The following is a 25,031-nucleotide window of genomic DNA, read 5'->3' as shown; positions in this document are numbered from 1 at the left end:
CACACCCAATCCGGTGACCCCGGTCACCGGCCGAGGACCGCTCCGCGAGCTCGCCGCAGGGTGTCGGCCACCGCCCAAACAAGCCCGAGCGCGGCCAGCCCCATCATCGACGCGTAGATGCCGAGCGCGGTGTCGCCTCGCCCGGAGGTGTAACCACCGGAGCCACCGTGTCCGCCGGGCGCACCTCCTCCGGTGCCGCCCGGGGCACCACCACCCGGTGCCCCGGCTCCGGGCTGACCACCGGTATCGCCGTGCCATCCGCCGCCCGATCCGCCGCCGAAGCCGTGCTCTCGACCGGGGCCCTGGCCACCGCCGAAGCCCCGACCCCCGCCGAAGCCCTGACCACCCCCGAAACCCTGGCCACCCCCGGAACCCTGACCACCGAAACCGCGGCCGGCACCGAAGCCCTGCCCCTGATCCCCGCTCAGTGAGGAGTGGTACACACCGATCGCCGCGGCCTGGATGAGAATCGGGATGATCACGAAGCGCAGCGGCAGGTAGAACGCCATGATCACGCTGAGCACTTCTGCCAGGTAGAAGTACCGGTCGTGCATCGCCGGCAGCAGGAACGGCACGATCACCGCCGACGCGGTCGCCACCACGAGGATCGACGCGGGCGTCACCGGCGGCTTCTTCCACACCGACCACGCCAGGAACATCACGATGATCGCCGCGGCGAGTCCGATGCCCAGGCGCGCCAGCCAGGTGGCGTCGCCGGAGATCGGGATCAGTTGGTACAGGTTGGCCGCCCCGAGGGTGAGTTGTTTGTAGGAGTCGGTCTGGTGCAGATACACCGACAGCGCATCGGACCACGGGGCGCCGACCGCCACGGCGGGAAGCACCGCGGCGACGAATACCGCGGGAATCGCGGCGAGGGTGTACCACGGCAACCTGCCGCGTAGCAGCATCCACGCCAGGATCGGCAGCACGAAGACCGCCTGCAGCTTGAACGACAACGACAGTCCGAAGAAGGTGCACGCCCACAACGAGTTCAGGACATACGCCCGGTGGGTGATGCCCTCGCGCTGCGCGCGCAGCAAGAAGTAGATGCCACCGACCGCGAATGCCGAATAGATCGCGTCGGCCTGACCCCACCACGCGCTGTTGGCGATCACCGACGGGAGGAACAGGATCACGCCGAAAGCCAAGGCACGCAGGGTGAATCGATCGGTGCGCAGGGCGACGATCCGGTAGGCGAAGAAGCCCAGGACGAGATCGAAGGTCACCGAGAGTGCCTTGATGCCGATCAGCGTCGGAGCGTGGACGACGGTGAGCAACCAGATCAGGTAGAGGTAGGGGTAGTTGTAGTCGGCGAACTGCTCTTTGAACGCCCCGAAGCCCTGTGTGTCGAGGGTCTCGTACCAGCGCGACAGAAACGCCCGGTAATCCATCGTCTCCATCGAGTGGAAGTGCCACCGCACGCCGAGTGCAACGGCCACCAGGGCGCCCAGCACGAGCCATCGTGCCCACGTCGGCGCGGTGCGAGAAGGTCCGATGTCGGTCGTCGGTTCGTCTCCGGCGTCGGACACCTCGGTGTCCGGAAGGGTCGCAGAGGTCATGACACCAAGGGTGGACACCGAAGCTGGGAGGCCGGTGGACGCACGCTGGGAATCGAATGGCCCCGCCCCCGCGCGCGGCGATCCGCGTAGTGTTCGCCTCGCACACCCCCGGCAACCGTGAGGACGGCGGCATGACGGTTCTCGTCTTCGGACATCGCAATCCCGATACCGACGCCATCGCGTCGGCGCTGGCTCTCGCCTGGCTCGAGGTGGCACTCGGAACCGACGCCCACGCGGTCGCGCTCGGCCCGCCGAATCCCGAAACCGCCCATGCGTTGGCCTGTTTCGGCGTCGACGCCCCCCGGGTCATCGAACGCGCTCGGCCGGAGACCGATCAGGTGATGCTCGTCGACCACAACGAACGGCAGCAGAGTGTCGCCGACATCGACGAGGTGACCGTCCTGCGCGTGGTCGATCACCACCGTGTGGCCAACTTCACCTCGGTCCTCCCGCTGTATTTCCGGGTCGAACCCGTCGGATGCACCTGCACGATCCTGGCCCGCATGTACGCGGAGAACGCGGTGCCGATCCCCCGCGCGATCGCCGGGATGATGGTGTCGGCCATCATCTCCGACACCTTGCTGCTGCGCTCGGTGACCACCACCGACGACGACCGCCGGGTCGCGGCCGAGCTCGCCGGCATCGCCGGGATCGACCTCGACACCTACGGCGACGCCCTGCTGCGCGCCGGCGCCGCGCTCGGCGATCTCGGAGCCGCCGAACTCATCGACCGGGACGCGAAGAGCTACACGCTGGGCACCACGCAGGTGCGTCTGTCACAGATCTCGAGCACCGATCCCACCGAGGTCCTCGACCGGCGCGACGAGTTCCTCGCGGCCATGGAGGCCGAGCGCGTCCGGGCGGGTGAGGATCTGTTGCTGCTGTTCGTCACCGACGTGCTCCGCGGGGATTCGGAACTCCTCGTGGTCGGCGAACCCGTCGCCGCAGTCGAGAAATCCTTCTCGGTCACCGTCGTCGACGGCCATGCACACCTGCCTGGGGTGGTCTCCCGCAAGAAGCAGGTGGTGCCGCCGTTGACCGCGGCCCTACGCTGACCTCGCGCCGTGCTCGGGTGCGAAGCACTCAGGTGTTGACGTACTCAGGTGTTGAAGTATTTTGCCTCCGGGTGGTGCAGCACGAAGGCATCGGTCGATTGCTCGGGATGCAGCTGCAGTTCCTCCGACAGGTGCACTCCGATGCGTTCGGGCTCGAGGAGCTCCATCATCTTGACGCGGTCCTCGAGGTCGGGGCATGCCCCGTACCCGAACGAGAAACGCGCACCCCGATATTCGAGGTCGAAGAAGCCCTGCGCGTTGTCGGGATCCTCGGCGTCGACGGCGCGGTCGGCGAACGCCAGTTCACCACGGACCCGCTGATGCCAGTACTCGGCCAGCGCCTCGGTGAGCTGCACGCTGATCCCGTGCACCTCGAGATAGTCGCGATAGGCGTCGCGTGCGAACAACTCGTTGGCGAAGTCGGCGATCGGCTGCCCCATGGTCACCAACTGGAACGGCAGCACATCGACGCGCCCGTCGGCCAGCGCCGCCTCGCGGGAGCGGACGAAGTCGGCGATGCACAGGAACCGTGACCGCTGCTGCCGCGGGAACGTGAACGAGAACCGGGTCGGCGCGTCGGGTGTCGGCTCGGTGAGTATGTGCACCACATCGCCGTCGCTGACCGCCGGGAAGTAGCCGTACACCACAGCTGCGTGCGCGAGGATGCCCTCGGTGGAGAGGCGATCGATCCATTCACGCAGACGGGGTCGGCCCTCGGTCTCGACGAGTTCTTCGTAGGTGGGTCCATTGCCTCCGCGCGCACCGCGTAATCCCCACTGTCCCAAGAACAGTGCGCGTTCATCGAGTAGCTGGAGGTAGTCCGCGACCGGGATTCCCTTGATGATCCGGGTGCCCCAGAACGGCGGGGTCGGGATCTCGTTGTCGGCGATGACATCCGAGCGTGCGGGCACCTCGACAGGCGTCTCGGCGGCCTTGCGTTTGGCGGCGATCCGCTGTGAGCGTTCGTGTCGCGCCTTGCGTTCGGCTGCTTTCTTCGCCGCAGCGAGGGAATCGGCGCTCTCCGGGACCGACCCGCCGCCGCGTTTGAACGCCATGATCTCGTCCATCAACCGCAAGCCCTCGAAGGCATCCCGCGCGTAATGGACCTGGCCCTCGTAGGTGTCGGAAAGGTCGTTCTCGACGTAGGCGCGGGTCAGGGCGGCACCGCCGAGGAGCACCGGGTAGTTGTCGGCGAGCCCCCGGGCGTTGATCTCCTCGAGGTTCTCCTTCATCACCACCGTCGACTTGACCAGCAGGCCCGACATGCCGATCACGTCGGCCCGCTTGTCCTCGGCGACCTCGAGGATCGTCGAGATCGGTTGTTTGATACCGATGTTGACGACCTCGTACCCGTTGTTGGACAAGATGATGTCGACGAGGTTCTTGCCGATGTCGTGCACATCGCCCTTCACGGTGGCCAGCACGATGCGACCCTTGCCGTCCTCGCCGGTGGCCTCCATATGTGGTTCCAGATGTGCCACAGACGTTTTCATCACCTCGGCGGACTGCAACACGAAGGGCAACTGCATCTGACCGGAGCCGAACAACTCACCGACGGTCTTCATCCCGGACAGCAGGGTCTCGTTGATGATCTCCAGTGGCGGTTTCTGGGTCATCGCCTCGTCGAGATCGGCCTCGAGGCCGTTGCGTTCACCGTCGACGATGCGCCGCTCGAGCCGCTCGAACAGCGGCAGGCGTGCGAGCTCCTGCGCGCGCGACTCGCGGGCCGAGGCCGCCGAGACGCCCTCGAACAACTCCATCAGCTTCTGCAGCGGGTCGTAGTCCTCGCGGCCCTCACTGTGTGTGCCCGCCGCCCCGCGACGGTCGTAGACCAGATCGAGTGCGACGTCGCGCTGTTCGTCGGGAATCTTGTTCATCGGCAGGATCTTCGACGCGTGCACGATCGCCGTGTCGAGTCCGGCCTGCACGCATTCGTGTAGGAACACCGAGTTGAGCACCTGCCGCGCCGCCGGGTTCAAGCCGAAGGAGATGTTCGAGATCCCCAGGGTGAAGTGGACGTCGGGATGCGCCTCGTGCAGCCGGCGGATCGCCTCGATGGTCTCGATGCCGTCGCGGCGAACCTCCTCCTGCCCCGTCGAGATCGGGAAGGTGAGGGTGTCGAGGATGATGTCCTCCTCGGCGAGGCCCCAGTTGCCGGTGATGTCGGCGATCAGACGTTCGGCGACGCGGATCTTCCAGTCCGCGGTGCGCGCCTGCCCCTCCTCGTCGATGGTCAGCGCGACCACCGCGGCACCGTGTTCGACGACCAGTGACATGATGCGCGAGAAGCGCGACTCCGGCCCATCGCCGTCCTCGTAGTTCACCGAGTTGACCGCGCATCGGCCACCGAGCGCCTCGAGTCCGGCGCGGATGACCTCCGGTTCGGTCGAATCCAGCATGATGGGCAGCGTCGACGAGGTCGCGAACCGACTCGCCAGGGCGGTCATGTCCGCAGCACCGTCACGGCCCACGTAGTCGACATTGAGGTCGAGCATGTGTGCGCCGTCGCGGGTCTGCTCCTTGGCGATGTCGAGGCAGCGCTGATAGTCCTCGGCGAGCATCGCCTCACGGAATGCCTTGGAGCCGTTGGAGTTCGTGCGTTCGCCGATCACCAGGAAGCTGGCGTCCTGATCGAACGGAACCGCGGAGTAGAGCGAGGACGTCTCCGAGATGTGTGCCGGGGCGCGATCGGCCTTGGTGGTCTCGGCGACCGCGGCGGCCACCTGACGGATGTGTTCGGGGGTGGTGCCGCAGCAGCCGCCGACGAAGGCCAATCCGAACTCACCGACGAAAGTGCTGAGCGCCGAGGCCAATTCGTCGGGCTGCAGCGGATACTCCGCACCGTTGGGCCCCAGTTGCGGCAGCCCCGCGTTGGGCATCACCGACACCGGGATCCGGGCGTGGCGGGACAGGTACCGCAGATGCTCGCTCATCTCCGCGGGCCCGGTCGCGCAGTTGAGTCCGATCATGTCGACACCGAGCGGTTCGATGGCGGCCAGCGCCGCTCCGATCTCGGAGCCGAGCAGCATTGTCCCGGTGGTCTCCACGGTGACGTGGGAGATGATCGGGATCCGTCGGCCGAGCTCGTCCATCGCCGCACGTGCGGCCACCACTGCGGCCTTGACCTGCAGCAGATCCTGCGAGGTCTCGATGAGGACGGCGTCGGCCCCACCGTCGAGCATGCCGGCGACGCACTCGAAGTAGGCGTCGCGGATCACACCGAAGGTGGTGTGCCCGAGACTCGGGAGTTTGGTTCCCGGACCGATGGATCCGAGGACGAACCGGGCGGTACCGTCGGCCGAGGGGCCCATCTCGTCGGCGACGCCCCGCGCGATCGCTGTCCCCTTGTAGGACAGTTCACGGATGCGGTCGGCGATGTCATAGTCGCCGAGATTGGACAGGTTGCAGCCGAAGGTATTGGTTTCCACCGCATCAGCGCCCGCCTCGAAGTAGGCCCGATGGATCTGCTCGAGGACGTCGGGCCGGGTGTCGTTGAGGATCTCGTTACAACCCTCGAGACCTGCGAAATCGTCGAGTGTGAGGTCGGCTGCCTGCAGCATGGTCCCCATCGCGCCGTCGCCGACCAACACGCGGCGCGCCATGGCCGACAGGAAGGTGGTGTCGTGGTTTCCCGGGTTCGGCGTGTGCGACGACATGGTGTTCAGAGTAGTTCGCTCTCTCTTGGGTTCGGTCGTAGGCTGGATCAGTGAACGCCGAGCAGATGTCGAACCTTCCCCGCTTGCGCAAACCCATCCTGCTGGCCGCCTTCGAGGGCTGGAACGATGCCGGCGATGCCGCGAGCAGCGCCGTGGAGCACCTTGCGCTCATGTGGGACGCGCGTCCACTCGCGGAGATCGACTCCGACGACTACTACGACTTCCAGGTGAACCGTCCGACGATCAAACAGATCGACGGGGTGACCCGCCGAATCGACTGGCCGACCACATCCATTTCCTACTGCAGCCCGCAAGGGGCCGACCGGGACATCGTACTCGTGCGCGGTATCGAACCCAACATGCGGTGGCGTGGTTTCTGCGCCGAGATCGTCTCCTACGCCGAAGCCCTCGACGTGGAGACCACCGTGATGCTCGGCGCCCTGCTCGCCGACACCCCGCACACCCGACCGGTGCCGGTCACCGGCAGTGCCTACAGCAGTGAGGCGGCCGCTCGATACAACCTCGCGGAGAGCCGCTACGAGGGACCCACCGGCATCACCGGGGTGCTGCAGGACCTGTTCGTGCAGGCCGGACTGCCCGCGGTGGCGTTCTGGGCCGCGGTCCCCCACTACGTCTCGACCCCGCCGAATCCGAAGGCGACGGTCGCGCTGCTGAACCGCGTCGAGGAGGTGCTCGACATCGAGGTGCCGCTGGGCACGCTGCCCGAGCAGGCCGAGGAGTGGGAGCAGGCGGTCACCGAGATGACCGAGGACGACGAGGAGATCGCCGACTACGTCCGGGGGCTCGAGGAGCGCGGCGACGCCGAGATCGACACCGACGAGGTGATGGCCAAGATCGACGGGGACGCACTGGCCGCGGAGTTCGAGCGCTACCTCAAGAGACGCGGCGGGCCCGGGTCGTTCGGCGGCTGAGGCTCAGCCGATCCGTTCGATCGACACGACCGGCGTGGTGATCCGCCACGTCCGGACGTCGGGGTCGTCGGCGGCACGCACCCAGAACTGTGCGGACTCCCCGACCCGGCAGGACTTCACCCCGAGCAGCGGGATGTCCTCGGAGTCGCGGCGCAGCGTGCTCACCGCCCACTCCTCGCTGTCGGTGCTGCCCACACCGGGTGCGCGCAGCAGCGTCATCTCATCGAAGTCGATGAGGTAGGTCGACGTCCGGGTCTGCACGGTCCACACCCCGGTTGCGGTGTCGGGATTGATCTCCTGCACACGAGCCACGCGCAAACCTTACTCACCCGGCGGCCCCGACAACCACCCGAGGTCGCCTTCGACGGGTCGGGCCGAGCAGTCAGGCCAGGCTCACACCGAGCAGCGCGTCGACCGCGGTGGCGAGCGCCTCCGGCGCCGCGGTGTCCCCACCGATCCCCTGCTCCACGTCACGACACCAACCGTCGACCGCGTCGAGTGCCTTGGGGGTGTCGAGGTCGTCGGCGAGATGCACGCGAATCCGCTCGATCACCGGCGTCGCGTCGGGGCCCTTGCCGCCTGTGACGGCACGTCGCCAGCGCGCGAGCCGCTCGGCGCCGATCGTCAGGACGGCATCGGTCCACATCCGGTCGCCGCGATAATGATCGGCGAGCAGTGCGAGCCGGATCGCGGCCGGGTCGACACCCTGCGCCCGCAACCGTGAGACGAAAACGAGGTTGCCACGGCTCTTGGACATCTTCTCACCGTCGAGTCCGACCATGCCGGTGTGGACGTAATGCCGTGCGAAGCGCCGGGATCCGGTCAATGCCTCGCCGTGCGCGGCAGAGAACTCGTGATGCGGGAAGATCAGGTCGTTGCCGCCGCCCTGGATGTCGAACTCGATGCCGAGCCGGTTCAGTGCGATCGCCGAACACTCGATGTGCCAGCCGGGCCGTCCACGCCCGAACGGCGCATCCCAGGCGGGTTCGCCAGGTCGTTCGGCACGCCACAGCACCGCGTCGAGCCGATCCCGTTTGCCCGCGCGATCCGGGTCCCCCCCGCGTTCGGCGAAGAACCGCAGCATCGTTTCCCGGTCGTATCCCGACTCGTAGCCGAATTGCTCGGTGGCGTCGATGCGGAAGTAGACGTCGGGGAATTCGGGATCGTCGACGACGTAGGCCGCCCCCGAGGCCAGGAGTTTGCCGACCATCTCCACGACCTCGCCGACCGATTCCATCGCGCCGATGTAGTCGCGAGGTGGGAGCACCCGTAGCGCGGTCATGTCGTCGCGGAACAGCTGAATCTGCTCACTGCCGAGGTCGCGCCAGTCCACCCCGTCGCGCTCGGCGCGCTCGAAGAGCGGGTCGTCGACGTCGGTGATGTTCTGCACGTAGTGCACGTCGTGGCCCTGATCGCGCAGCACGCGATTGACCATGTCGAAAGTCAGATACGTTGCGGCGTGCCCCAGATGGGTGGCGTCGTACGGGGTGATCCCGCACACGTACATGGTGGCCGTGGGGCCCGGGGCGACGGGGCGGACCGCGGCGCCCGCGGTGTCGAAGAGTCGGAGCGCGGGTCCGGCGCCGGGGACGGCGGGAACCGCGGGATCGGGCCACGAATGCATGCGTCCACTGTATGGCGGGCTCGCCAGGGATCGCGGACGGGGGCCACGGGTCATCGACGCGGGTGGGCGCGGCGACGATTCAGAACGGGGGCCAGGGAATGGGCCGATGGCCCGGCGGAAGCGGCATGGTCTCGGTCTCGGCGAGTACCAGTGCGCGGATGGTCAACGCGTCGATTTCGTCGACGGTGATGTGCCGGGCCAGGTCGGTGCGCAACGTCGACGACGTGGTTTCCAGTGCCTCGGCGAGGCCGACGACATCGGCGAGCAGGTGCGCCGGAACGGGTTCGCCCGCCCAACCCCACAGCACCGTGCGCAGTTTGTCCTCGCTGTGCAGGCAGATGCCGTGATCGACGCCGTACACCCCGCCGTCGAGCCCTTCGAGCACGTGACCGCCCTTGCGGTCGGCGTTGTTGAGGAGCACGTCGAGCACGGCCATACGCAGCAGACGCGGATCGTCGGCGTGCACCAATTCGACCGGTTCTCCCCGCCCGTCCAGGGCACGCAGGATGGACCGATATCCGTCGGGCACCGCGTCGGGCGGACAAAGATCCACCAGATCGATTCTCGGAGCCGGCAATTCGGGGTCATCGGGATCCGGGGTGTCGATCCACCGTTGCACCATCCCCACCCCGAGCGGTCCATCGCGCAGCACGGTCGTCGGGATCGCGTCCCATCGCAGCGACTGCGAGATCAGATAGGACGCGACTTCTCGTCCGGCCAGGGTGCCGTCGGGGAAGTCCCACAGCGGGATCTCGCCGCGCACCGGCTTGTAGACACATCGCACCGCGCGGTCGCCGACGACGGCGTCGCACACCAGGGTGGCATTGCTGGCCGTCGGGATGCGGCCTATGATCGTGAGTTCGCCAGCGCGCAGCACTGCATCCTCGGCGACATCGGTGTCATCGGCGGCGTCGGCCCCCGACTCCGGGTGCGAATCGGGTTGCGGCACACCGGAAGCGCCCACGGCGCTCATGGCGCGGCCGCGCGCTGGTGCTCGGTCCGGCGCTCGGTCACGACACCGCCACCGCGGTCATCGGGAGCCACCCTCCGGACCTGCGTCGGGATCGTCGCTGCTGTCGCCGCCCGGGTCGTCGGACGGCGGGTTCTCGTCGTCACCGAGCAGCGGCGGACCGTCGGTGAGCCCGTTGAACACCTCGGGATCGATGAAGTCCAGCGACTTGCTCAGTTCGGCATCACGCTTGTAGCCATTGGTCCGTACACAGAGGTGCCCCTGGTCGTCGAGCGGTTCGCCACAGAGCGGGCACGGGGGTCGGCCCGCCGAGATCACCCGGGTGGATCGGGCGGCGAACTCGCGGGCGGCGCGCGTCGTGAGGAACACGCGCACCGCGTCCGGGCCCTCGTCGGTGTCGTCGAGGACCACGCTCTCGTCGAACTCGCCCTCGGTGATGGCGAGCAACTCCACCACGACCGCCTCGGATTCGGCATCCCACCCCAGCCCCATGGTGCCGACCCGGAACTCGGCATCGACGGGCATGACGAGCGGACTGAGGTCGTTGACCTGCTCGGCCTCCGGCGGAATCGGGGTCCCGAAACGCCGATGGATCTCCTCGAGCAGGGCGCCGATCCGTTCGGCGAGAATCTGGACCTGCTGCTTCTCCAGGACGACGCTGATGATGCGCGCCTCGTGCACGGCCTGGAGGTAGAACGTGCGGTCACCGGGCTGCCCGACGGTACCCGCGACGAATCGGTCAGGACTGCGGAACACGTGTATCGCTCGTGACATCACCCACCTCCTTACGCTGTGTGGTCATTATCCGTCCCGGCCGGTCCCCGCGGCCACCGGTGCCTCCGGCTGCGGTTCGATGTCGGCGGGCCCGGCAGATGGTGGTGGGCTCGCGTCGTCGGAACCGGTGTCGCCGCCGATCACCGCATCGTTGGACGCCGGTGGCCGGATTGGCACCGACAAGGTCTTCGTCGAGTTCACCGTGTGCACGTAGGGCCGGGTATCGCCGTAGCGGATGATGCTCACCGAGGCGGGCTCGACGACGATGCGTTGGAACGAATCGAGATGCATCCCCATGGCATCGGCGACGATCGCCTTGATCACATCGCCGTGCGAACAGGCCACCCACACCCCGGCCCCGTCCGATCCGCCGTACTCGCGGTCGAGAGCACGAACCGCCGCGACCGCCCGTGCCTGCACGGTGGCCAGGCCCTCACCGTCGGGAAAGACCGCTGCGGACGGATGCTGCTGCACGGTTCTCCACAGTGGCTCCTTCAGCAACTCGCCGATCGTGCGGTTCGTCCACGCACCGTAGTCGACCTCCGCGAGATCGTCGACGACGATCTCCGGCACATCGTGTCCCGCGTCGGCCAGAGCGGCCAGCAGCGGGCCCATCGTCTCGGCGCACCGCTGCAGTGGTGACCGGGCGACCGCGGTGATCGCGGCCAGACATGGCTGCAGACGGTCGACGAGCTCGGCGGCTTGCCCCCGGCCCTTGTCGTCGAGGGCCACGCCGGGAGTGCGTCCCGCGAGCACCCCGGAGGTGTTGGCCGTGGAACGTCCGTGGCGCACGAGGATCACGGTCATGCCCCAACCTTATGCATCCGCAGGAAACACAGCACATCGGTCCCGGTGGGCGAGCTGACGGCTCCAGGTCATGTGGCGTCGATGACACCGTGTCATGTGGCGTCGATGACACCGGTGTCATGTGGCGTCGATGACACCGCTGGCCAACAGGCCCATCACGACGAGACCCAGGATGACCCGATAGCCGCCGAACCAGTTCATCGAGTGGTGGCTGACGAAGCGCAGCAGCCAGGCGATCGAGACATAGCCGAGCACGAACGCGACGAGGGTGGCCACCACCAACTGAGCTCCGGCGGCCTCCATCCCGCCACCGGTCGGATGGATGGCGTCGGGGATGCTGAACAGTCCCGACGCCAGCACCGCCGGGATGGCGAGCAGGAACGAGAAGCGGAACGCGGCCTCGCGTTCGAGCCCGAGGAACAGGCCTGCGCTGGCCGTCGCCCCCGACCGGGAGACGCCCGGAACCAGCGCCAGACACTGCGCCAGACCCATGACGATCCCGTCACGCAGCGTCAACTGCTCCATCGAGCGGCGTTGGGTCGCGAGACGTTCGGCCAGCCAGAACACCCCCGAGAACAGGATCAGCACCGTCGCGACCAGCCACAGATTGCGGGCCGCCGAACGGATCTCGTCCTTGAGCAGGAAACCGATCAGACCGATCGGGATGGTCGCGAGGATCACGTACCACCCGACGCGGTAATCGAGCCCACGCTCGTCGCGGGCGAGCAACCCGCGAAACCACGCGAGCACGATCCGGGCGATGTCACGGGCGAAGAAGACGAGCACCGCGGCCTCGGTGCCCAGCTGGGTCACCGCGGTGAACGACGCCCCGGCATCCTCCCCGAACATCAATTCCGAGGCGATGCGCAGGTGTCCCGAGGACGAGATCGGCAAGAATTCGGTGAGGCCCTGGATGGCGCCGAGGACGATCGACTGGGCCCACGTCATGGTGTCGGTCACGGCGGTCGATGCTACGCGGGATTTGTCCGATCCCCTCGATACCGAGAACCGTCAGGGCTCCGGCTCCACTGCCGACCCGCGGCGACCGGACCCCACAGGGGTGTGTGCAAGATGGGTGGCATGTCTGCCAGTCGATCCCGCGCCACGGCCCGTACCAGCGCTCGCCGGACCATCGGTCTGCTCGTCCCGCTCGCCGCGGCCGCACTCGTCGTCGCGGCATGCAACTCCTCCAGCGGTTCGCAGACCCCCACAGATGTGGCCACCGTCACCCCGGCATCCGCGAGTCCCGCACCGCCGGGTGTACCACGCACGCCCGCCGGCCTGACCGTCCCCACCCCCGCCGGATCCGCGTCGCCCGCGCTGTCGGACGGGCGCTTGGCGGTGATCGGTCCCGGCGGCACCGCCGTCCTGCGCTTCGACGAGTCGGCCATGACCGCAGCCGCGTCGGCGACTCCCGGGGCACTTCCCACAGCGACATCCGTCGCAACCCCCGCGCTCACCCACCTCGTGGGCACCGGTGACGGCGGCTTCATCGGTGTCGGCCCGGGCCACGTCGTGCGAATCAGCCCCGACGGTCAGGTGCGCAGCGACGTCCTGCGCACCGAGAACCCCAGCGCCCTGGCCCGCACCTCCGACGGTCGCACCCTGGTCGGCACGGAGAACGGCCACGTGCTCGTCCTCGATCGCGATCTGGCCCAACAACGTGACATCGCCGGATTCGTCCGCGTCGACGACATCACCGTCTCGCCACCGGGCGCCGATCTACCCGGCGAGCAGGTCGTGGTACTCGACCGCGCGCAATCCTCGGTGACCCCCGTCGATCTGGGCAACGGTGATCTCGGGCCGGCGCTTCGAGCCGGAAACGGTGCCACCAACTCCGCCGTCGACCACTACGGTCGCGTGCTCGTGGCCAACACCCGGGACGACGAGATCGTCGGATTCTTCGGATCACCGCTGGTGATGCGGTTCCGCTATCCGGTGTCCGATGGCCCCTACGCCGTAGACTACGACGACGCCCGCAATCTCCTGTGGGTCTCGACGACGGGCAACAACGAAGTGGTGGCCTATGACCTCGCCACCGGCGAACCGGCCGAGAAGCATCGATTCGCCGCGGTCGCCCAACCGGATGCGATCGTCGTCGACGACGCGAGCGGGACGGTGTTCGTGCTCTCGGCCCGAGACGGAGGAATCCAGGTGGTCACGACAGCTGCACAGACCGGCGGTGCGCCGGTGCCGGCCACCGCGACCGGTGCCGCGACCACCTCGGCGACCACCGCTCCCGCAACCACCGGAGCCGCCCGATGACGAGGCGGCCGGGGCAGGTGTCCGTCGGATCGGGACGCGCGGGCGTGCGCAACGGGGCACGCTATCCGCGCGGCTGGGAGGTCACCTCCGAGGACTACGAGTGTCTGTTGGTGCGACTACCCCCGGACGTCACCCGCGTCACCGCGTCGATGCGGTTGTCGTTGGAGGCCGAATTCGGCGGGTGGGAACTGTCCCGCGTGCGGCTGTATTCCGACGGCACCCGCAAGGTGCTGCTGAAGCGTCGGCGGGCGCCGCGCGATCACGGCCCCGACATCGGTGCCGGCACCGGCACCGGCACCGAGAACACCCGGAATAGCTTGTCCTCCAATGGTTCTCAGTCAGACCACGCGCACCCCGAGCACGGCGTCCGGGCATGCTGACCCGCCTCAATCGGGCACTGTATCCGGTGCTGCTGCGCCTGATGTTCCTGCTCCCGCCCGAACGCATCCATCGCATCATCTCGGCCACCATCGTCGCCACGATGCGCGTGCCTGCCCTGCGCGCACTGTCGGCGCGTCTGCTCGCACGGCACGACCCGATCCTGCGGCAACGGGTGTTCGGCGTCGACTTCCCCGCCCCGCTGGGACTGGCCGCCGGCTTCGACAAGTCGGCCACGGCCGTGAACGCCTGGGGGCAGCTGGGTTTCGGCTTCGCCGAGATCGGCACCATCACCGGTCGCGCGCAACCGGGCAATCCCGCTCCACGGTTGTTCCGACTGCCACGCGATCGCGCGCTGATCAACCGGATGGGCTTCAACAATCCCGGCGCAGAGGTCGCCGCCGACCACCTACGAGCGGCCCGCCCCGGGCCGGTGCGCGTCCCGATCGGCGCCAACATCGGCAAGACCAAAGTGGTGCCCGTCGACGAGGCCGTCGACGATTATCGGCTGTCCGCACGGCTTCTCGGACCCCACGCCGACTTCGTGGTGGTCAACGTCAGCTCACCGAACACGCCCGGACTCCGTGATCTGCAGGCCGTCGACTCGCTGCGCCCGATCCTTGCAGCGGTACTCCAGGAGGTGACGGTGCCTGTACTGGTGAAGATCGCCCCCGACCTCGCCGACACCGATATCGACGCCGTCGCCGACCTGGCCGTCGAACTCGGGCTCGCCGGGATCGTCGCCACCAACACCACCATCGGGAGGCAGGGCCTGCGCACACCGGCCGCCGAGGTCGAGGCGATGGGCGCGGGCGGACTGTCCGGGGCACCACTGACCGCACAATCCCTCGAGGTGCTCCGCCGGCTGTACGGCCGTGTGGGAGGCCGCATCTCGCTGATCAGCGTCGGCGGCATCGAAACCGTCGACCAGGCGTGGGAACGCATCCTGGCCGGCGCCGACCTCCTGCAGGCCTACACCCCGTTCATCTACGGGGGCCCGGTGTGGGTCGCCGGGATCAACGCCGGGATCGCCGACCGCGTACGGGCGGGCGGATACCCGAACCTCGCCGCGGCGGTCGGGGCCGGCACCCGTCACTGAGCGCCGGCACCGACCGCGAACCCACATGGCCTCTGGGTCACATATCTTCTGTGTCACATATCTTCTGCGGGCTGCTCGTACGTGCCGACGAGAGTGGCCCGCGCGATGGCGTGCGAGAACAGGTTGAACCCCAGGTAGGCGGGTGTGGCGCCGTCGGGCAAACCGAGGGACTCGACGTCGACGGCGTGCACGACCACGAAGTAGCGGTGCGGGCCGTGGCCGGGAGGCGGTGCGGCACCGACGAATCGACGCAACGACGCGTCGTTGGCCAGTGTCACCGCCCCGGCCGGCAGACCGGACCCCTCGTCGTCACCGGCTCCCTCGGGCAGGCTCGTCACCGACACCGGGATGTCGGCGACCGCCCAGTGCCAGAATCCCGACGCGGTCGGCGCGTCGGGGTCGTACACGGTGACCGCGAAACTCTTGGTGTCGCTGGGGAATCCGGACCAGCTCAACTGTGGCGACGAGTCCTGACCGCCGGCTCCCATCAGGCCACTCACCTGCGGATTGGCCAGCGGCGCACCATCGTCGAAGCTGGTGGAGCTCACCTCGAAACCCGGCAGGGCGGGTAACGACTCGTACGGATCGACGTTCGACATCGGATCACCTTTCTCGTGGTCGGCGCGCTATCCGACCCACTGTATGTGCGCGCAGATCAGCTGTGTAGCAAGAAGTGTTCGAGCACCTTGGTGCCGAACACGACCGAATCCACCGGCACCCGCTCGTCGACGCCGTGGAACAGGGCGGCGAAATCCAGTTCGCGGGGCAACTGCAGTGGAGCGAAACCGAAGCACCGGACGCCGAGTTTCGCAAACGCCTTGGCGTCGGTGCCGCCGGACATCATGTAGGGCACGGTCCGTGCGCCCGGATCGTGGGCGAGGATCGCCGCGTTCATCGCGTCGACGAGGTCGCCGTCGAAGGTGGTCTCGTAGGAGTCGAGGTGGGTGATCCACTCCCGGGTGACATTCGGCCCGATGAGCCTATCGATCTCGGCCTCGAACTCCTTCTGCCGTCCGGGCAGGATGCGGCAGTCGACGACGGCCTCGGCCTTCTGCGGGATCACGTTGGCCTTGTATCCGGCCCGCAGCATCGTCGGGTTGGCCGTGTCCCGCAATGTCGCCCCGAGGATCCGGGCCAGGCTGCCCAGTTTGAACAGCGAGGTCTCCAGATCGGGTGCGTCGGGACGAAGGTCCAGACCGGTCTCCTCGGACACCGCGGCCAAGAACTCGGCGACCGATTCACTCATCACGAGCGGAAAGGTGTGCCTGCCGATACGGGCGACCGCCTCGGCCACCTCGGTGACGGCGTTGTCGGCGTGCAAGAAGGACCCGTGTCCGGCGGTGGCGTCGGCGGTCAGCCGCATCCACGCCAGCCCCTTCTCGGCGGTTTCCACCAGGTACAGCCGCCGTTCGGTGCCGTCGGGCCGGTCCACCGTCAGCGAATAGCCCCCGACTTCGCCGACGGCCTCGGTGATGCCCTCGAACAGATCGGGCCGGTGTTCGACGAGCCAGTGCGCTCCCCAGGTCCCGCCTGCCTCCTCGTCGGCGAGGAAGGCGAAGACCAATTCGCGCGGCGGCGTCGTGCCCTCGCGCCGGAACTGCCGTGCGAGTGCGAGCGCCATGCCGACCATGTCCTTCATGTCGACCGCACCGCGGCCCCAGATGTAGCCGTCCTTGACGGTGCCGGCGAAGGGATGCACGCTCCAGTCGGCCGGTTCGGCGGGCACCACATCGAGGTGGCCGTGGATCAGGAGTGCTCCGCGATCGGAGTCCGGGGGTCCGGGCAGGCGGGCGAAGACGTTGCCGCGACCGGGTTGACCCGACTCCACGTACTGGGTGGTGTAGCCCACCTCCTCGAGCATCGACGCCACCCATTTGGCGCATTCCTCCTCGCCTCGGGTGGTCTCCAGCTCTCCGGTGTTGCTGGTGTCGAAACGGATCAAGGTGCTGACGAGGTCGACGACCTCGTCGACGGCGCGCGGGGTGTTCGACTCTTCGGTCACACCCTCACTCCTACGGGATTTGGGATACCGGGGCAACCTCGGTTAGTGTTATCGCCGCCGGTGTGAGAGCTCGCCTCGCACGCCGGGTTGACAATCGAGTCCGAGTGGCGGAATGGCAGACGCGCTAGCTTGAGGTGCTAGTGCCCTATTAACGGGCGTGGGGGTTCAAGTCCCCCCTCGGACACGCACACCAGACGAGGTCCCCGGGAATCCTCCCGGGGACCTCGTCTCGTTCTGTGGCTTCTGCTCAGCCGTCGGCGTCGGCGCCGACGAGCGTCCGGCCCCCGACATAGGGCAGATCGATGTCGTGTTCGTCATAGGCCCGCAGGATCTCCCGGCGCAGTCGGCGCTGCACCGCCCACTGCGCGTTCGGTCGGGTCGTCACGGTCAGACGCAGCACCACGCGATCCGACGCGACCTCCTGCACCCCGAGCATCCGCGGCTCGTCGACCACATCGGCGGCCAGTGTCTCGTCCTCGCCGATGGCCCGCATCGCGGCGTCGAGAGCGACCTTCTGCGCGCGATCGAGGTCGGCGCGCAGTGACACCGGGACCTCCACCCGGGCCACGGCGTACTCCTGGCTCATGTTGCCCACGCGGGCGATCTCACCGTTGCGGACGTACCAGAGGGTGCCGTCCACGTCGCGCACCGTGGTGATGCGCAATCCGACGCTTTCCACCGTTCCGACGGCCTCGCCGAGATCGACGGTGTCGCCGACACCGTATTGGTCCTCGAGGAGCATGAACACGCCGGTCACGAAGTCGCGCACCAGGTTCTGCGCCCCGAACCCGACGGCCAGACCGATCACGCCGGCAGAGGCGATGAACGGCGCGATGTTGACGCCGAGCACCGACAGGATCGCCAGTGCCGCCCAGGTCAGCACGATGATCGACACCGTCGACTTCAGCACCGACCCGATGGTGCGTGCACGTTGATAACGCCGCTGTGCCACAGCTGCTTTCGTCGCAGCCGGGGTCTTCGCCCCGGTTGGCGAACGTTCGCGCAGATGCCGGATCAGGGCCGGTGCCCTGCGGTCGGCGCCGTCGGGGTTCCCACGGGTGGCGCGATCGATGAGGCGATGGGCGACCCACCGCACGATCAGCGCCCCGACGATGTAGCAGACGATGCGAATGGGCCGTTCCACCAGCCACATTCGGTTGGTGTCGGTCCATTCGAAGGCGAGCTGCGTGATGGGGCCATGGGCCGCGCCGAGAGTCGAAAGGTCCATGCCCCGACGGTACGGAAATCCCACGATCCGTCGAACCCGCTGCGCAGCGGTGGTGGATGCACCGGAATGGGCGGGTGAGCACCGGCAGGTGGGAGACTGGTGCGGTGACCCACCGTGTGTTCTTCGACTGCGATACCGGGATCGACGACTCGCTCGCCCTGCTGTATCTGCTCGCCCGCGACGACGTCGATCTCGTCGGGATCGCCAGTACGGCCGGCAATGTGCCGGCCGATGTGGTCGCCACCAACAACCTCGCGTGGCTCGCGCTCTGCGGCCGCGAGGACATCGCGGTCCATCAGGGTGCGCCCGGCCCCCTGGTTGCCGACCTGATGACCACCGAGGACACCCATGGGCCGCTCGGGGTGGGCTATGCCGAGCTGCCGACCCCGACGCAGACCGTCGCCGGACTCGACGCCGCGGACGCGTGGGTACAGGCGGCCGCGGCACATGATGGCGAGCTCGTCGGACTCGTGACGGGGCCGATGACCTCGCTGGCCACCGCGATCCGTCGCGACCCCGACCTGCCGGTGCGGTTGCGACGACTGGTGATCATGGGTGGGGCGTTCCATGTGCACGGCAACACCACGCCGACCTCGGAATGGAATGTGGCCGTCGATCCCGAGGCCGCGGCCGAGGTGTTCGCGGCGTTCGGCACCGACGGAGCGCCGGAACCGATCGTGTGCCCACTCGACCTCACCGAATCCATCGCCCTGACCCCCGATCACACGGTGCGGCTGGCCGCCGCGGCCGGGAGTACCCCGCTGGAGTGCCCGGACCCCACCGACGAACCGGGCACGCGGTCCGTGGCGACCAATGTGATCATCCGGCATGTGATGGACGCGCTGCGTTTCTATCTGGAGTTCCACCATGCTCACGACGAGGGGTACATCGCCCACCTGCACGACCCGTTCGCGGCGATGGTGGCGCTGGATCCGTCATGGGTGCAGACCCGTCCCGCCCGGGTCGCGGTGGAACTGACCGGCACCCTGACACGCGGCACGACGGTCGCCGACGAACGCGGGATGTGGGGTGGCGCACCGAATGTGCGGGTGGCCTCGGCCACCGATGTCGATCGCGTCTTCGACGACCTCATCGAGACGGTCGCGACGCTCGCCCGGCGCGTGGGCAACCAGGCCACGGGAGCGTAGCGTTGGCGCGGTGACCCGCCTCGGATACCAGATCCCGAACTTCACCTATCCCGACACCGCACCCGATCAACTCTTCCCCACGATCACCAAGCAGGCCGTCGAGGCGGAGAACTCCGGCTTCGACACCGTTCTCGTGATGGACCACTTCTATCAACTCGCGATGCTCGGTGAACCCGACGAACCGATGATCGAGTGCTACACACTGCTCGCCGCGCTGGCCCAGCACACCTCCCGGGTACGGCTGTCGGCTCTCGTCACCGGCAACACCTACCGCAATCCCACCCTGCTCGCCAAGATCGTCACCGCCCTCGATCTGGTGTCGGCGGGCCGTGCCCAACTCGGCATCGGCGCGGGTTGGTTCGAGCTCGAACACGACTCCCTCGGGTACGAGTTCGGTACGTTCACCGATCGGTTCGAGAAACTCGAGGAGGCGCTGCAGATCATCCTGCCCATGCTGCGCGGTGAGCGGCCGAGCCTGGCGGGCAAGTGGTATCAGGTCAGCGACGCCGTGAACTCCCCCGCCCCGCTGAATCGGATCCCGGTGATGATCGGTGGCGGTGGTGAGCGCAAGACGCTGCGCATGGTCGCCCAGTATGCCGACGAATCCAACCTCATCTGCGGGGTCGATGAGATCGGTCGCAAACTCGATGCCCTGGCGCAGCACTGCGAGCGCCTCGGCCGCGATCGCTCCGAGATCGTCGTGACGCTGCAGACCTCGGCGTGCGTGGCCCCGACCCACGAGCAGGCGCAGCAGGAGTTCGACGCCTATGTCGCCCGCAACCCGCGTGCCGAGGCACGTCGCGGGGGCGCGATCATCGGCTCGCCGGAGGAGGTCGCGCATCGCTTCTCGGCACTGCTGGACACGGGGATCGACGGGGTCACGGTCAACGCACCCGCCAACGGCCATATCCCCGGCCGGGTCGACCTGCTCGGTCGGACCCTCGCGCCGCTGATCAACCGCTAGGCAGGATCCGCCGATCCGCGCACCGAACTACAGAACCGCGGCCCGGCGCCCCGTTCCGTTCAGCGCACTCACGTGTGCCGACAGCGATTCGACGATCTCCCCGGCGCGGACCGCGACGTTGGACAGCAGGGTCGCGGTCAGCCCGTGGGTGTGCTCGGAGTTGCCCTGCACGTAGATGGCGCCGGTCACCTCGGGATCGGTGCGCAGCCGGTAGCTGCGGTCGAGCACCGGTCGCCCATGGACATCGGCATGGCAGAACCGACCGAGGTCGCCGAGCATGTCACCGATCGGTGTCGGTTCGAAGCCGGTGGCGAATACCACGGCATCACAAAGGATCTCGAGCTCATCATCGTTCATCCGGTTCACCACCCGCAGACGGGCCGCGTCGTCGGTCTCGACGACGTCGAGTACCTCGGTGCAACCGTGGACGAACAACCGTCGGTGCCCGTCGACCCGTTCGGTGTATTCGCGTCGATACAGCTCGTTGATGAGTTCCGGATCGACGGCCGAGTAGTTGGTGCCGCGGTGGTAGGTCAGGATGCGCTCACGCCAGGCGGGTTGCGCCGCGAAGTAGTCGTCGACGGCACCGGGATCGAAGATCCGATTGGCGTAGGGGCTGTCATCGGCCGGGGTGTAACCGTATTTGGCGAAGACGGCATGCACCTGCGCGTCGGTTTCCTGATGCAGGAACGCGGTCACCTCGGCGGCGCTCTGACCGGCACCGATCACCGCGAACGCTCCGTGAGTGCTCTCGGGTAGCTCGGCGAAGCGATCGAGTACGTCGTGATTGTGGAAGACCCGTCGACCGGCGACCACGCCAGCGGGCAGCTTGGCGCGTATTCCACCGCCGAGCACCAGATGTCGGGCGCGACACGCGGCCGTCGGGGTCCTCACCTCGAAGGCGCCGTCGTGCCAACGCACCGAGGTGACCTCGGACGAATACTGCACGGGTATCGACACTCGCGCCGCTGCCCACTGCAGATAGTCGTGGAACTCCGAGCGCAGCGGGAAGAAGGTCTGCAGGTTGATGAAGTCGGTCAGCCGGTCCCGCTCGGCAAGATACTTCAAGAACGTGTAGTCGCTGGCCGTATTCCGTTGTGTGGCCAGATCTTTGAGAAACGACACCTGCATGGTGGCGCCCGGCAGCAGCATCCCGGGATGCCATTGGAATCGATCGCGTCGCTCGAAGAACTGCGCGGTGATCGGCGTTGCGGCAGTGCGATTGTGCTCCTCGAGAGCGATGGCCAGCGCCAGATTCGACGGACCGAACCCGATGCCGACGAGGTCCACCGTGGAAAGGTGCTCACTGCACACGCGCTACTCCTCTACTCCCTCGCCGGGGCTGTGGGACTCGGGGCTGTCGGACCCGGGCCCGGGGATATCGGGTCCGGTCAGGCGCGCCGATCGGCGCCATCCGGTGGCACCTTTGCCGACGTTCAGAAGGTAAGTCTAACCTAATCTCCAGGCGCCCGTTAATCGGACGCGTCATGCCCGGTGACCACCCCGATCGCCACAGATCGACCGTTCACCCATCCCGATCGGAGAACACGCGAGATGATCTCATCGCCGACGTCGGCCGACCACACTCCCGACGCCCTCGGCACCGCGACCGCGCTGTCCGGTACCGCCGATGACGCACATTTTCTGTTGTGCCGCAACACCTACCACGTGATCGGCATGGGGAGGAGCACCGTGTACCGCAGCGCGGAGGCGGCCGCCTCCGCGCTGCGCGACGGTGCGGTGACCGCAGTGGTCGGAGCCGTGCCCTTCGATATCCGTGAGCAGGTGTCACTCATCGCGCCCGACCGGATCGAACTGCACCACGGTCGGTGGATTCCGCAGACGGTCGCCCTCGGTGACCACCGCGCCGGGCGACCGGTGGCTCAGTCCCGCATCGTGGCCGCCGTGCCGTCGCCGGCCGACCATCGTCGCCGGATCGCGACGGCGATCGACCGGCTCGCCGACCCCCATGACGCGCTGGCGAAGGTGGTGCTCGCACGCGCCCTGACGGTCCATTCCGCGGTGCCGGTGACCGGGTGGGAAGTGGCCGCGCGACTCCGTACCATCGATCCGCGGGGATCGGTGTTCGTCACCGACCTTCCCGGTCCGACATCGGGTTCGCTCTCCCAACTGGTCGGCGCCAGCCCGGAGGTGTTGATCCGCAAACGCGGCAACATCGTGTCGGCCTATCCGCTCGCAGGTTCGTCGGCACGCCTGACCGATTCCCGGCTCGACGCCGAACAGGGTCGGGCACTGGCGAATTCGACGAAGGATCGCACCGAACACCGATTCGTCGTCGATGCCTTGCGGGCGGCGCTCGCCCCGTTGTGCCGCACGCTCGACGTGCCCGACGAACCCGAGCTCATGACGACGCCGACGATGTGGCATCTGGGCACCCCGATCCGCGGTGAGATCGCCGACCCGTCGACCACGGCCCTCGATCTCGCCATGGCCGTCCATCCGACTCCGGCAATCTGCGGCACTCCCACCGACCTGGCCCGCGATCACATCGTCGCGACCGAAGGCCGGCGGGGCTTCTACGCCGGGGCGATCGGGTGGGCCGGCGCCCCGACACGCGGTCGCGACGGCACCATCGTCGCCGGTGACGGTGAGTGGATGGTCGCGATCCGCTGCGCCGAGATCGCTCCCGGCGGCCGGGAGATCACCACGTGGGCCGGAGGCGGCATCGTCGCCGACTCCGACCCGGACACCGAACTCGCCGAGACCGACGCCAAGTTCGCGACGATCCTCGCCGCCCTCGGTATCCGCTGAGCCGTCGGGACGGCGGGCGAGCGGCCGGTCAGACCGCGATCTGTACCGGTTCGGCCCACGCGAGTCCGTCGGCCGAGGGCACCAGACCGCCCTCGAGCAGCGGCGGTTCGGTCGCGCGGTCGCCGACCGCGCCCCGTGCCTGCAGGGCGTTCATCTCCTCCATCACCTCACGCACCACCGGCGCACCGAACATGTGCCCCATCCGCTGGCCGGAGTCGGTGTCCATACCGCCGGTGGCTCGGGCGGCCTCGGTCAGTGCGTCGGAGGACCGGCGGAATCGCGAGACGATCGACGACGGGTCGGTCAGTGCGTTCTCACCCGAGTAGCCGCCGGCGACAAGGGAGACGAAGGCCGTCATGTCGTTGCGGTCGAAGTTGGTGACCTTGCGCGCCTTCCAGAAGTACGAGTCCTCGGACTGCTCCATGTCGTAGAAGGCCGAGAGGAATTCGTAGAACACGGCGTACTCGCGGCGGTAGCGGCCCTCGAACTCGCCGAAGGCACGCTCCTCGGACATCGTGCCGTCGAGCACGCTGTTGATCGAACGTGCCGCCAGCACACCGGAATACGTCGCGAGGTGCACCCCGGTCGAGAACACCGGATCGATGAAGCATGCGGCGTCGCCGACGAGCACCATGCCGTTGCCCCAGAAGCGGGTATTGGCATACGAGTAATCCTTGCGGATCCGGATCTCGCCGTAGGTGCCCTCGGTCACCCGCGTGGCGTCGGCGAGCATGTCGCGAACGATCTCGCACCGGTCGATGTAGTGCTGCAAGGTCTGTTCCTGCGCGTTGAGCACATGCTGCGCCTTGTCCTTCGCGACGACCACCCCGACGCTGGTGAGCGTGTCCGACAGTGGGATGTACCAGATCCAGCCCTCGTCGAACGCCGCGCAGAGGATGTTGCCCGCATCGGGCGCCGAGAATCGTTTGCCGCCTTCGAAATACCCGAAGACCGCGACGTTCTGGAAGAACTCGGAGTACACGCGTTCGCCGCCCGCGCGCGAGGACAGTCGGGTCGTGTTGCCGGAGGCATCGACGACGAACCGGGCCCGCACGTGGTGTTCGACGCGGTCGGCGTCGAGGTAGCGCACCCCGGTCACCCGACCCGTCTCATCGGTGTCGACGCCGTTCACGCGGCAGTTCTGCCGAACGTCGACGCCGTTCTCGGCCGAGTTCTCCAGCAGGATGTGATCGAATTTCATCCGCTCAACCTGGTAGGCGTAGGAGCCCTCGCCGGCGAATTCCGGGGAGATCGCGAACAGGAAGTTCCATGGCACCGGGTTGGTGCCCCACCGGAAGCTGCCGCCGCGCTTGTGCATGAAGCCGGCGTCGCGGACCTTCTCATAGCAGCCCAGCAGCTTGCACACCCCGTGAATCGTGGAGGGCAACAACGACTCCCCGATCTGATACCGCGGGAAGGTCTCCTTCTCGATCTGGATCACGCGGCGGCCGCTCTTGGCCAGCAACGTGGCGGTGGTCGACCCACCCGGACCGCCACCGACGACGACGACGTCGACGCTCTCGGTCGTGACCTCGCTCATCGGGCCTGCTCCATCGACAGTTCACGTACCCAGGAACCGACCACCGGATCGGCGGCCAAGGACACCAGATCGGCGCGTACCGCACCTGCGGCGCGCCACCGCTCGATCAGCGACATCAATCGCACCGAATCCAGGCCGATGTCGAGAACGTTGGTGTCGTCGGTGATCTCGGTGGCGGGAACATCGAGGATCTCGGCGATGTCGCCGATGATCCGGTCGCGGGTCACAACTGCATCCACAGATGCCATGGGCAGATCC

General features: G+C 67.7%; 22 protein-coding genes and 1 tRNA gene. 9 read left to right on the top strand and 14 right to left on the bottom strand.

Features of this window, described 5'->3' with window-relative positions:
• Positions 1–23 precede the first annotated feature (23 nt).
• Positions 24–1,559, bottom strand: a complete 1,536-nt coding sequence (locus tag AC5ZH6_RS12615) for a putative hexosyltransferase (RefSeq protein ID WP_168436271.1) — start codon at positions 1,557–1,559, stop codon at positions 24–26.
• A gap of 131 nt (positions 1,560–1,690) precedes the next feature.
• Between AC5ZH6_RS12615 and AC5ZH6_RS12610 the strand changes: the two genes are divergently transcribed.
• On the top strand, positions 1,691–2,614 hold the full coding sequence (locus AC5ZH6_RS12610) for a manganese-dependent inorganic pyrophosphatase (protein WP_035727967.1): 924 nt from the start codon (positions 1,691–1,693) through the stop codon (positions 2,612–2,614).
• Between the two features lie 44 nt (positions 2,615–2,658).
• Here the strand turns inward: AC5ZH6_RS12610 and metH are convergent, their stop codons facing one another.
• On the bottom strand, positions 2,659–6,270 hold the full coding sequence (metH, locus tag AC5ZH6_RS12605) for a methionine synthase (protein ID WP_006370144.1): 3,612 nt from the start codon (positions 6,268–6,270) through the stop codon (positions 2,659–2,661).
• A gap of 50 nt (positions 6,271–6,320) precedes the next feature.
• On the opposite strand from metH, the gene AC5ZH6_RS12600 reads away from it, so the two are divergent.
• Entirely contained in the window at positions 6,321–7,202 is an 882-nt protein-coding gene (locus tag AC5ZH6_RS12600; RefSeq protein ID WP_006370143.1) for a PAC2 family protein, read from the top strand.
• 3 nt (positions 7,203–7,205) lie between these two features.
• Here AC5ZH6_RS12600 and AC5ZH6_RS12595 read toward each other — a convergent pair whose 3' ends face one another.
• The 6 genes from AC5ZH6_RS12595 to AC5ZH6_RS12570 all read right to left on the bottom strand — a co-directional run bounded on the left by AC5ZH6_RS12595 (position 7,206) and on the right by AC5ZH6_RS12570 (position 12,337).
• A complete protein-coding gene (locus tag AC5ZH6_RS12595; protein WP_006370142.1) occupies positions 7,206–7,514 on the bottom strand; it encodes a hypothetical protein in 309 nt (102 codons plus the stop codon).
• A 70-nt stretch (positions 7,515–7,584) separates the two neighbouring features.
• On the bottom strand, positions 7,585–8,826 hold the full coding sequence (gene mshC, locus AC5ZH6_RS12590) for a cysteine--1-D-myo-inosityl 2-amino-2-deoxy-alpha-D-glucopyranoside ligase (RefSeq protein WP_006370141.1): 1,242 nt from the start codon (positions 8,824–8,826) through the stop codon (positions 7,585–7,587).
• A 79-nt stretch (positions 8,827–8,905) separates the two neighbouring features.
• Complete coding sequence (locus AC5ZH6_RS12585; RefSeq protein ID WP_006370140.1) at positions 8,906–9,799, bottom strand: SCO1664 family protein; 894 nt, start codon at positions 9,797–9,799, stop codon at positions 8,906–8,908.
• Between the two features lie 57 nt (positions 9,800–9,856).
• Positions 9,857–10,570 carry a DUF3090 domain-containing protein gene (locus AC5ZH6_RS12580; RefSeq protein ID WP_006370139.1) on the bottom strand — a complete coding sequence of 238 codons (714 nt, stop codon included), beginning with the start codon at positions 10,568–10,570 and terminating at the stop codon, positions 9,857–9,859.
• A gap of 27 nt (positions 10,571–10,597) precedes the next feature.
• Positions 10,598–11,377 carry an MSMEG_4193 family putative phosphomutase gene (locus tag AC5ZH6_RS12575; protein ID WP_006370138.1) on the bottom strand — a complete coding sequence of 260 codons (780 nt, stop codon included), beginning with the start codon at positions 11,375–11,377 and terminating at the stop codon, positions 10,598–10,600.
• A 117-nt stretch (positions 11,378–11,494) separates the two neighbouring features.
• Positions 11,495–12,337 carry an undecaprenyl-diphosphate phosphatase gene (locus AC5ZH6_RS12570; RefSeq protein WP_006370137.1) on the bottom strand — a complete coding sequence of 281 codons (843 nt, stop codon included), beginning with the start codon at positions 12,335–12,337 and terminating at the stop codon, positions 11,495–11,497.
• A gap of 111 nt (positions 12,338–12,448) precedes the next feature.
• Here AC5ZH6_RS12570 and AC5ZH6_RS12565 point away from each other — a divergent pair, with 111 nt between their 5' ends.
• Genes AC5ZH6_RS12565 through AC5ZH6_RS12555 form a run of 3 tightly spaced genes read left to right on the top strand, consistent with a single transcriptional unit; the run spans position 12,449 to position 15,119 of the window.
• Positions 12,449–13,642 (top strand): YncE family protein, encoded by a 1,194-nt coding sequence (locus AC5ZH6_RS12565; protein ID WP_210739236.1) that lies wholly within the window; start codon positions 12,449–12,451, stop codon positions 13,640–13,642.
• Entirely contained in the window at positions 13,639–14,022 is a 384-nt protein-coding gene (locus AC5ZH6_RS12560; RefSeq protein WP_006370135.1) for a DUF5703 family protein, read from the top strand. Before AC5ZH6_RS12565 ends, AC5ZH6_RS12560 begins: the two co-directional genes overlap by 4 nt.
• Complete coding sequence (locus AC5ZH6_RS12555; RefSeq protein WP_006370134.1) at positions 14,016–15,119, top strand: quinone-dependent dihydroorotate dehydrogenase; 1,104 nt, start codon at positions 14,016–14,018, stop codon at positions 15,117–15,119. Before AC5ZH6_RS12560 ends, AC5ZH6_RS12555 begins: the two co-directional genes overlap by 7 nt.
• 53 nt (positions 15,120–15,172) lie before the next feature.
• On the opposite strand, the gene AC5ZH6_RS12550 is transcribed toward AC5ZH6_RS12555, so the two are convergent.
• Positions 15,173–15,718: a YbhB/YbcL family Raf kinase inhibitor-like protein gene (locus AC5ZH6_RS12550; RefSeq protein ID WP_006370133.1), complete on the bottom strand. Its 546-nt coding sequence runs from the start codon at positions 15,716–15,718 to the stop codon at positions 15,173–15,175.
• 56 nt (positions 15,719–15,774) lie between these two features.
• Positions 15,775–17,121: a M20/M25/M40 family metallo-hydrolase gene (locus AC5ZH6_RS12545; RefSeq protein WP_006370132.1), complete on the bottom strand. Its 1,347-nt coding sequence runs from the start codon at positions 17,119–17,121 to the stop codon at positions 15,775–15,777.
• Between the two features lie 98 nt (positions 17,122–17,219).
• Here AC5ZH6_RS12545 and AC5ZH6_RS12540 point away from each other — a divergent pair.
• Positions 17,220–17,305: transfer RNA gene (locus AC5ZH6_RS12540), tRNA-Leu, on the top strand.
• 63 nt (positions 17,306–17,368) lie between these two features.
• Here AC5ZH6_RS12540 and AC5ZH6_RS12535 read toward each other — a convergent pair.
• The gene (locus tag AC5ZH6_RS12535; protein WP_172398803.1) at positions 17,369–18,349 is read right to left on the bottom strand and encodes a mechanosensitive ion channel family protein; all 981 of its coding nucleotides are present in this window, start codon (positions 18,347–18,349) and stop codon (positions 17,369–17,371) included.
• 104 nt (positions 18,350–18,453) lie between these two features.
• Between AC5ZH6_RS12535 and AC5ZH6_RS12530 the strand changes: the two genes are divergently transcribed.
• Both AC5ZH6_RS12530 and AC5ZH6_RS12525 read left to right on the top strand, forming a co-directional pair.
• Complete coding sequence (locus AC5ZH6_RS12530; protein ID WP_496169086.1) at positions 18,454–19,497, top strand: nucleoside hydrolase; 1,044 nt, start codon at positions 18,454–18,456, stop codon at positions 19,495–19,497.
• Between the two features lie 10 nt (positions 19,498–19,507).
• Positions 19,508–20,461, top strand: coding sequence for an LLM class F420-dependent oxidoreductase (locus tag AC5ZH6_RS12525; protein WP_496169085.1), 954 nt, complete (start codon positions 19,508–19,510; stop codon positions 20,459–20,461).
• Positions 20,462–20,488: 27 nt separating this feature from the next.
• On the opposite strand, the gene AC5ZH6_RS12520 is transcribed toward AC5ZH6_RS12525, so the two are convergent.
• Entirely contained in the window at positions 20,489–21,775 is a 1,287-nt protein-coding gene (locus tag AC5ZH6_RS12520) for a lysine N(6)-hydroxylase/L-ornithine N(5)-oxygenase family protein (RefSeq protein ID WP_496169083.1), read from the bottom strand.
• Positions 21,776–22,015: 240 nt separating this feature from the next.
• Between AC5ZH6_RS12520 and AC5ZH6_RS12515 the strand changes: the two genes are divergently transcribed.
• Positions 22,016–23,233, top strand: coding sequence for an isochorismate synthase (locus AC5ZH6_RS12515; protein WP_006370127.1), 1,218 nt, complete (start codon positions 22,016–22,018; stop codon positions 23,231–23,233).
• Positions 23,234–23,261: 28 nt separating this feature from the next.
• Here AC5ZH6_RS12515 and AC5ZH6_RS12510 read toward each other — a convergent pair whose 3' ends face one another.
• Complete coding sequence (locus AC5ZH6_RS12510) at positions 23,262–24,773, bottom strand: tryptophan 7-halogenase (protein WP_006370126.1); 1,512 nt, start codon at positions 24,771–24,773, stop codon at positions 23,262–23,264.
• On the bottom strand, positions 24,770–25,021 hold the full coding sequence (locus tag AC5ZH6_RS12505; RefSeq protein WP_006370125.1) for a phosphopantetheine-binding protein: 252 nt from the start codon (positions 25,019–25,021) through the stop codon (positions 24,770–24,772). Before AC5ZH6_RS12505 ends, AC5ZH6_RS12510 begins: the two co-directional genes overlap by 4 nt.
• Between the last annotated feature and the right edge of the window lie 10 nt (positions 25,022–25,031).

The organism is Gordonia sp. YC-XJ4 (genome assembly GCF_059511865.1).
This window is presented reverse-complemented; position numbering and strand designations above follow the sequence as displayed.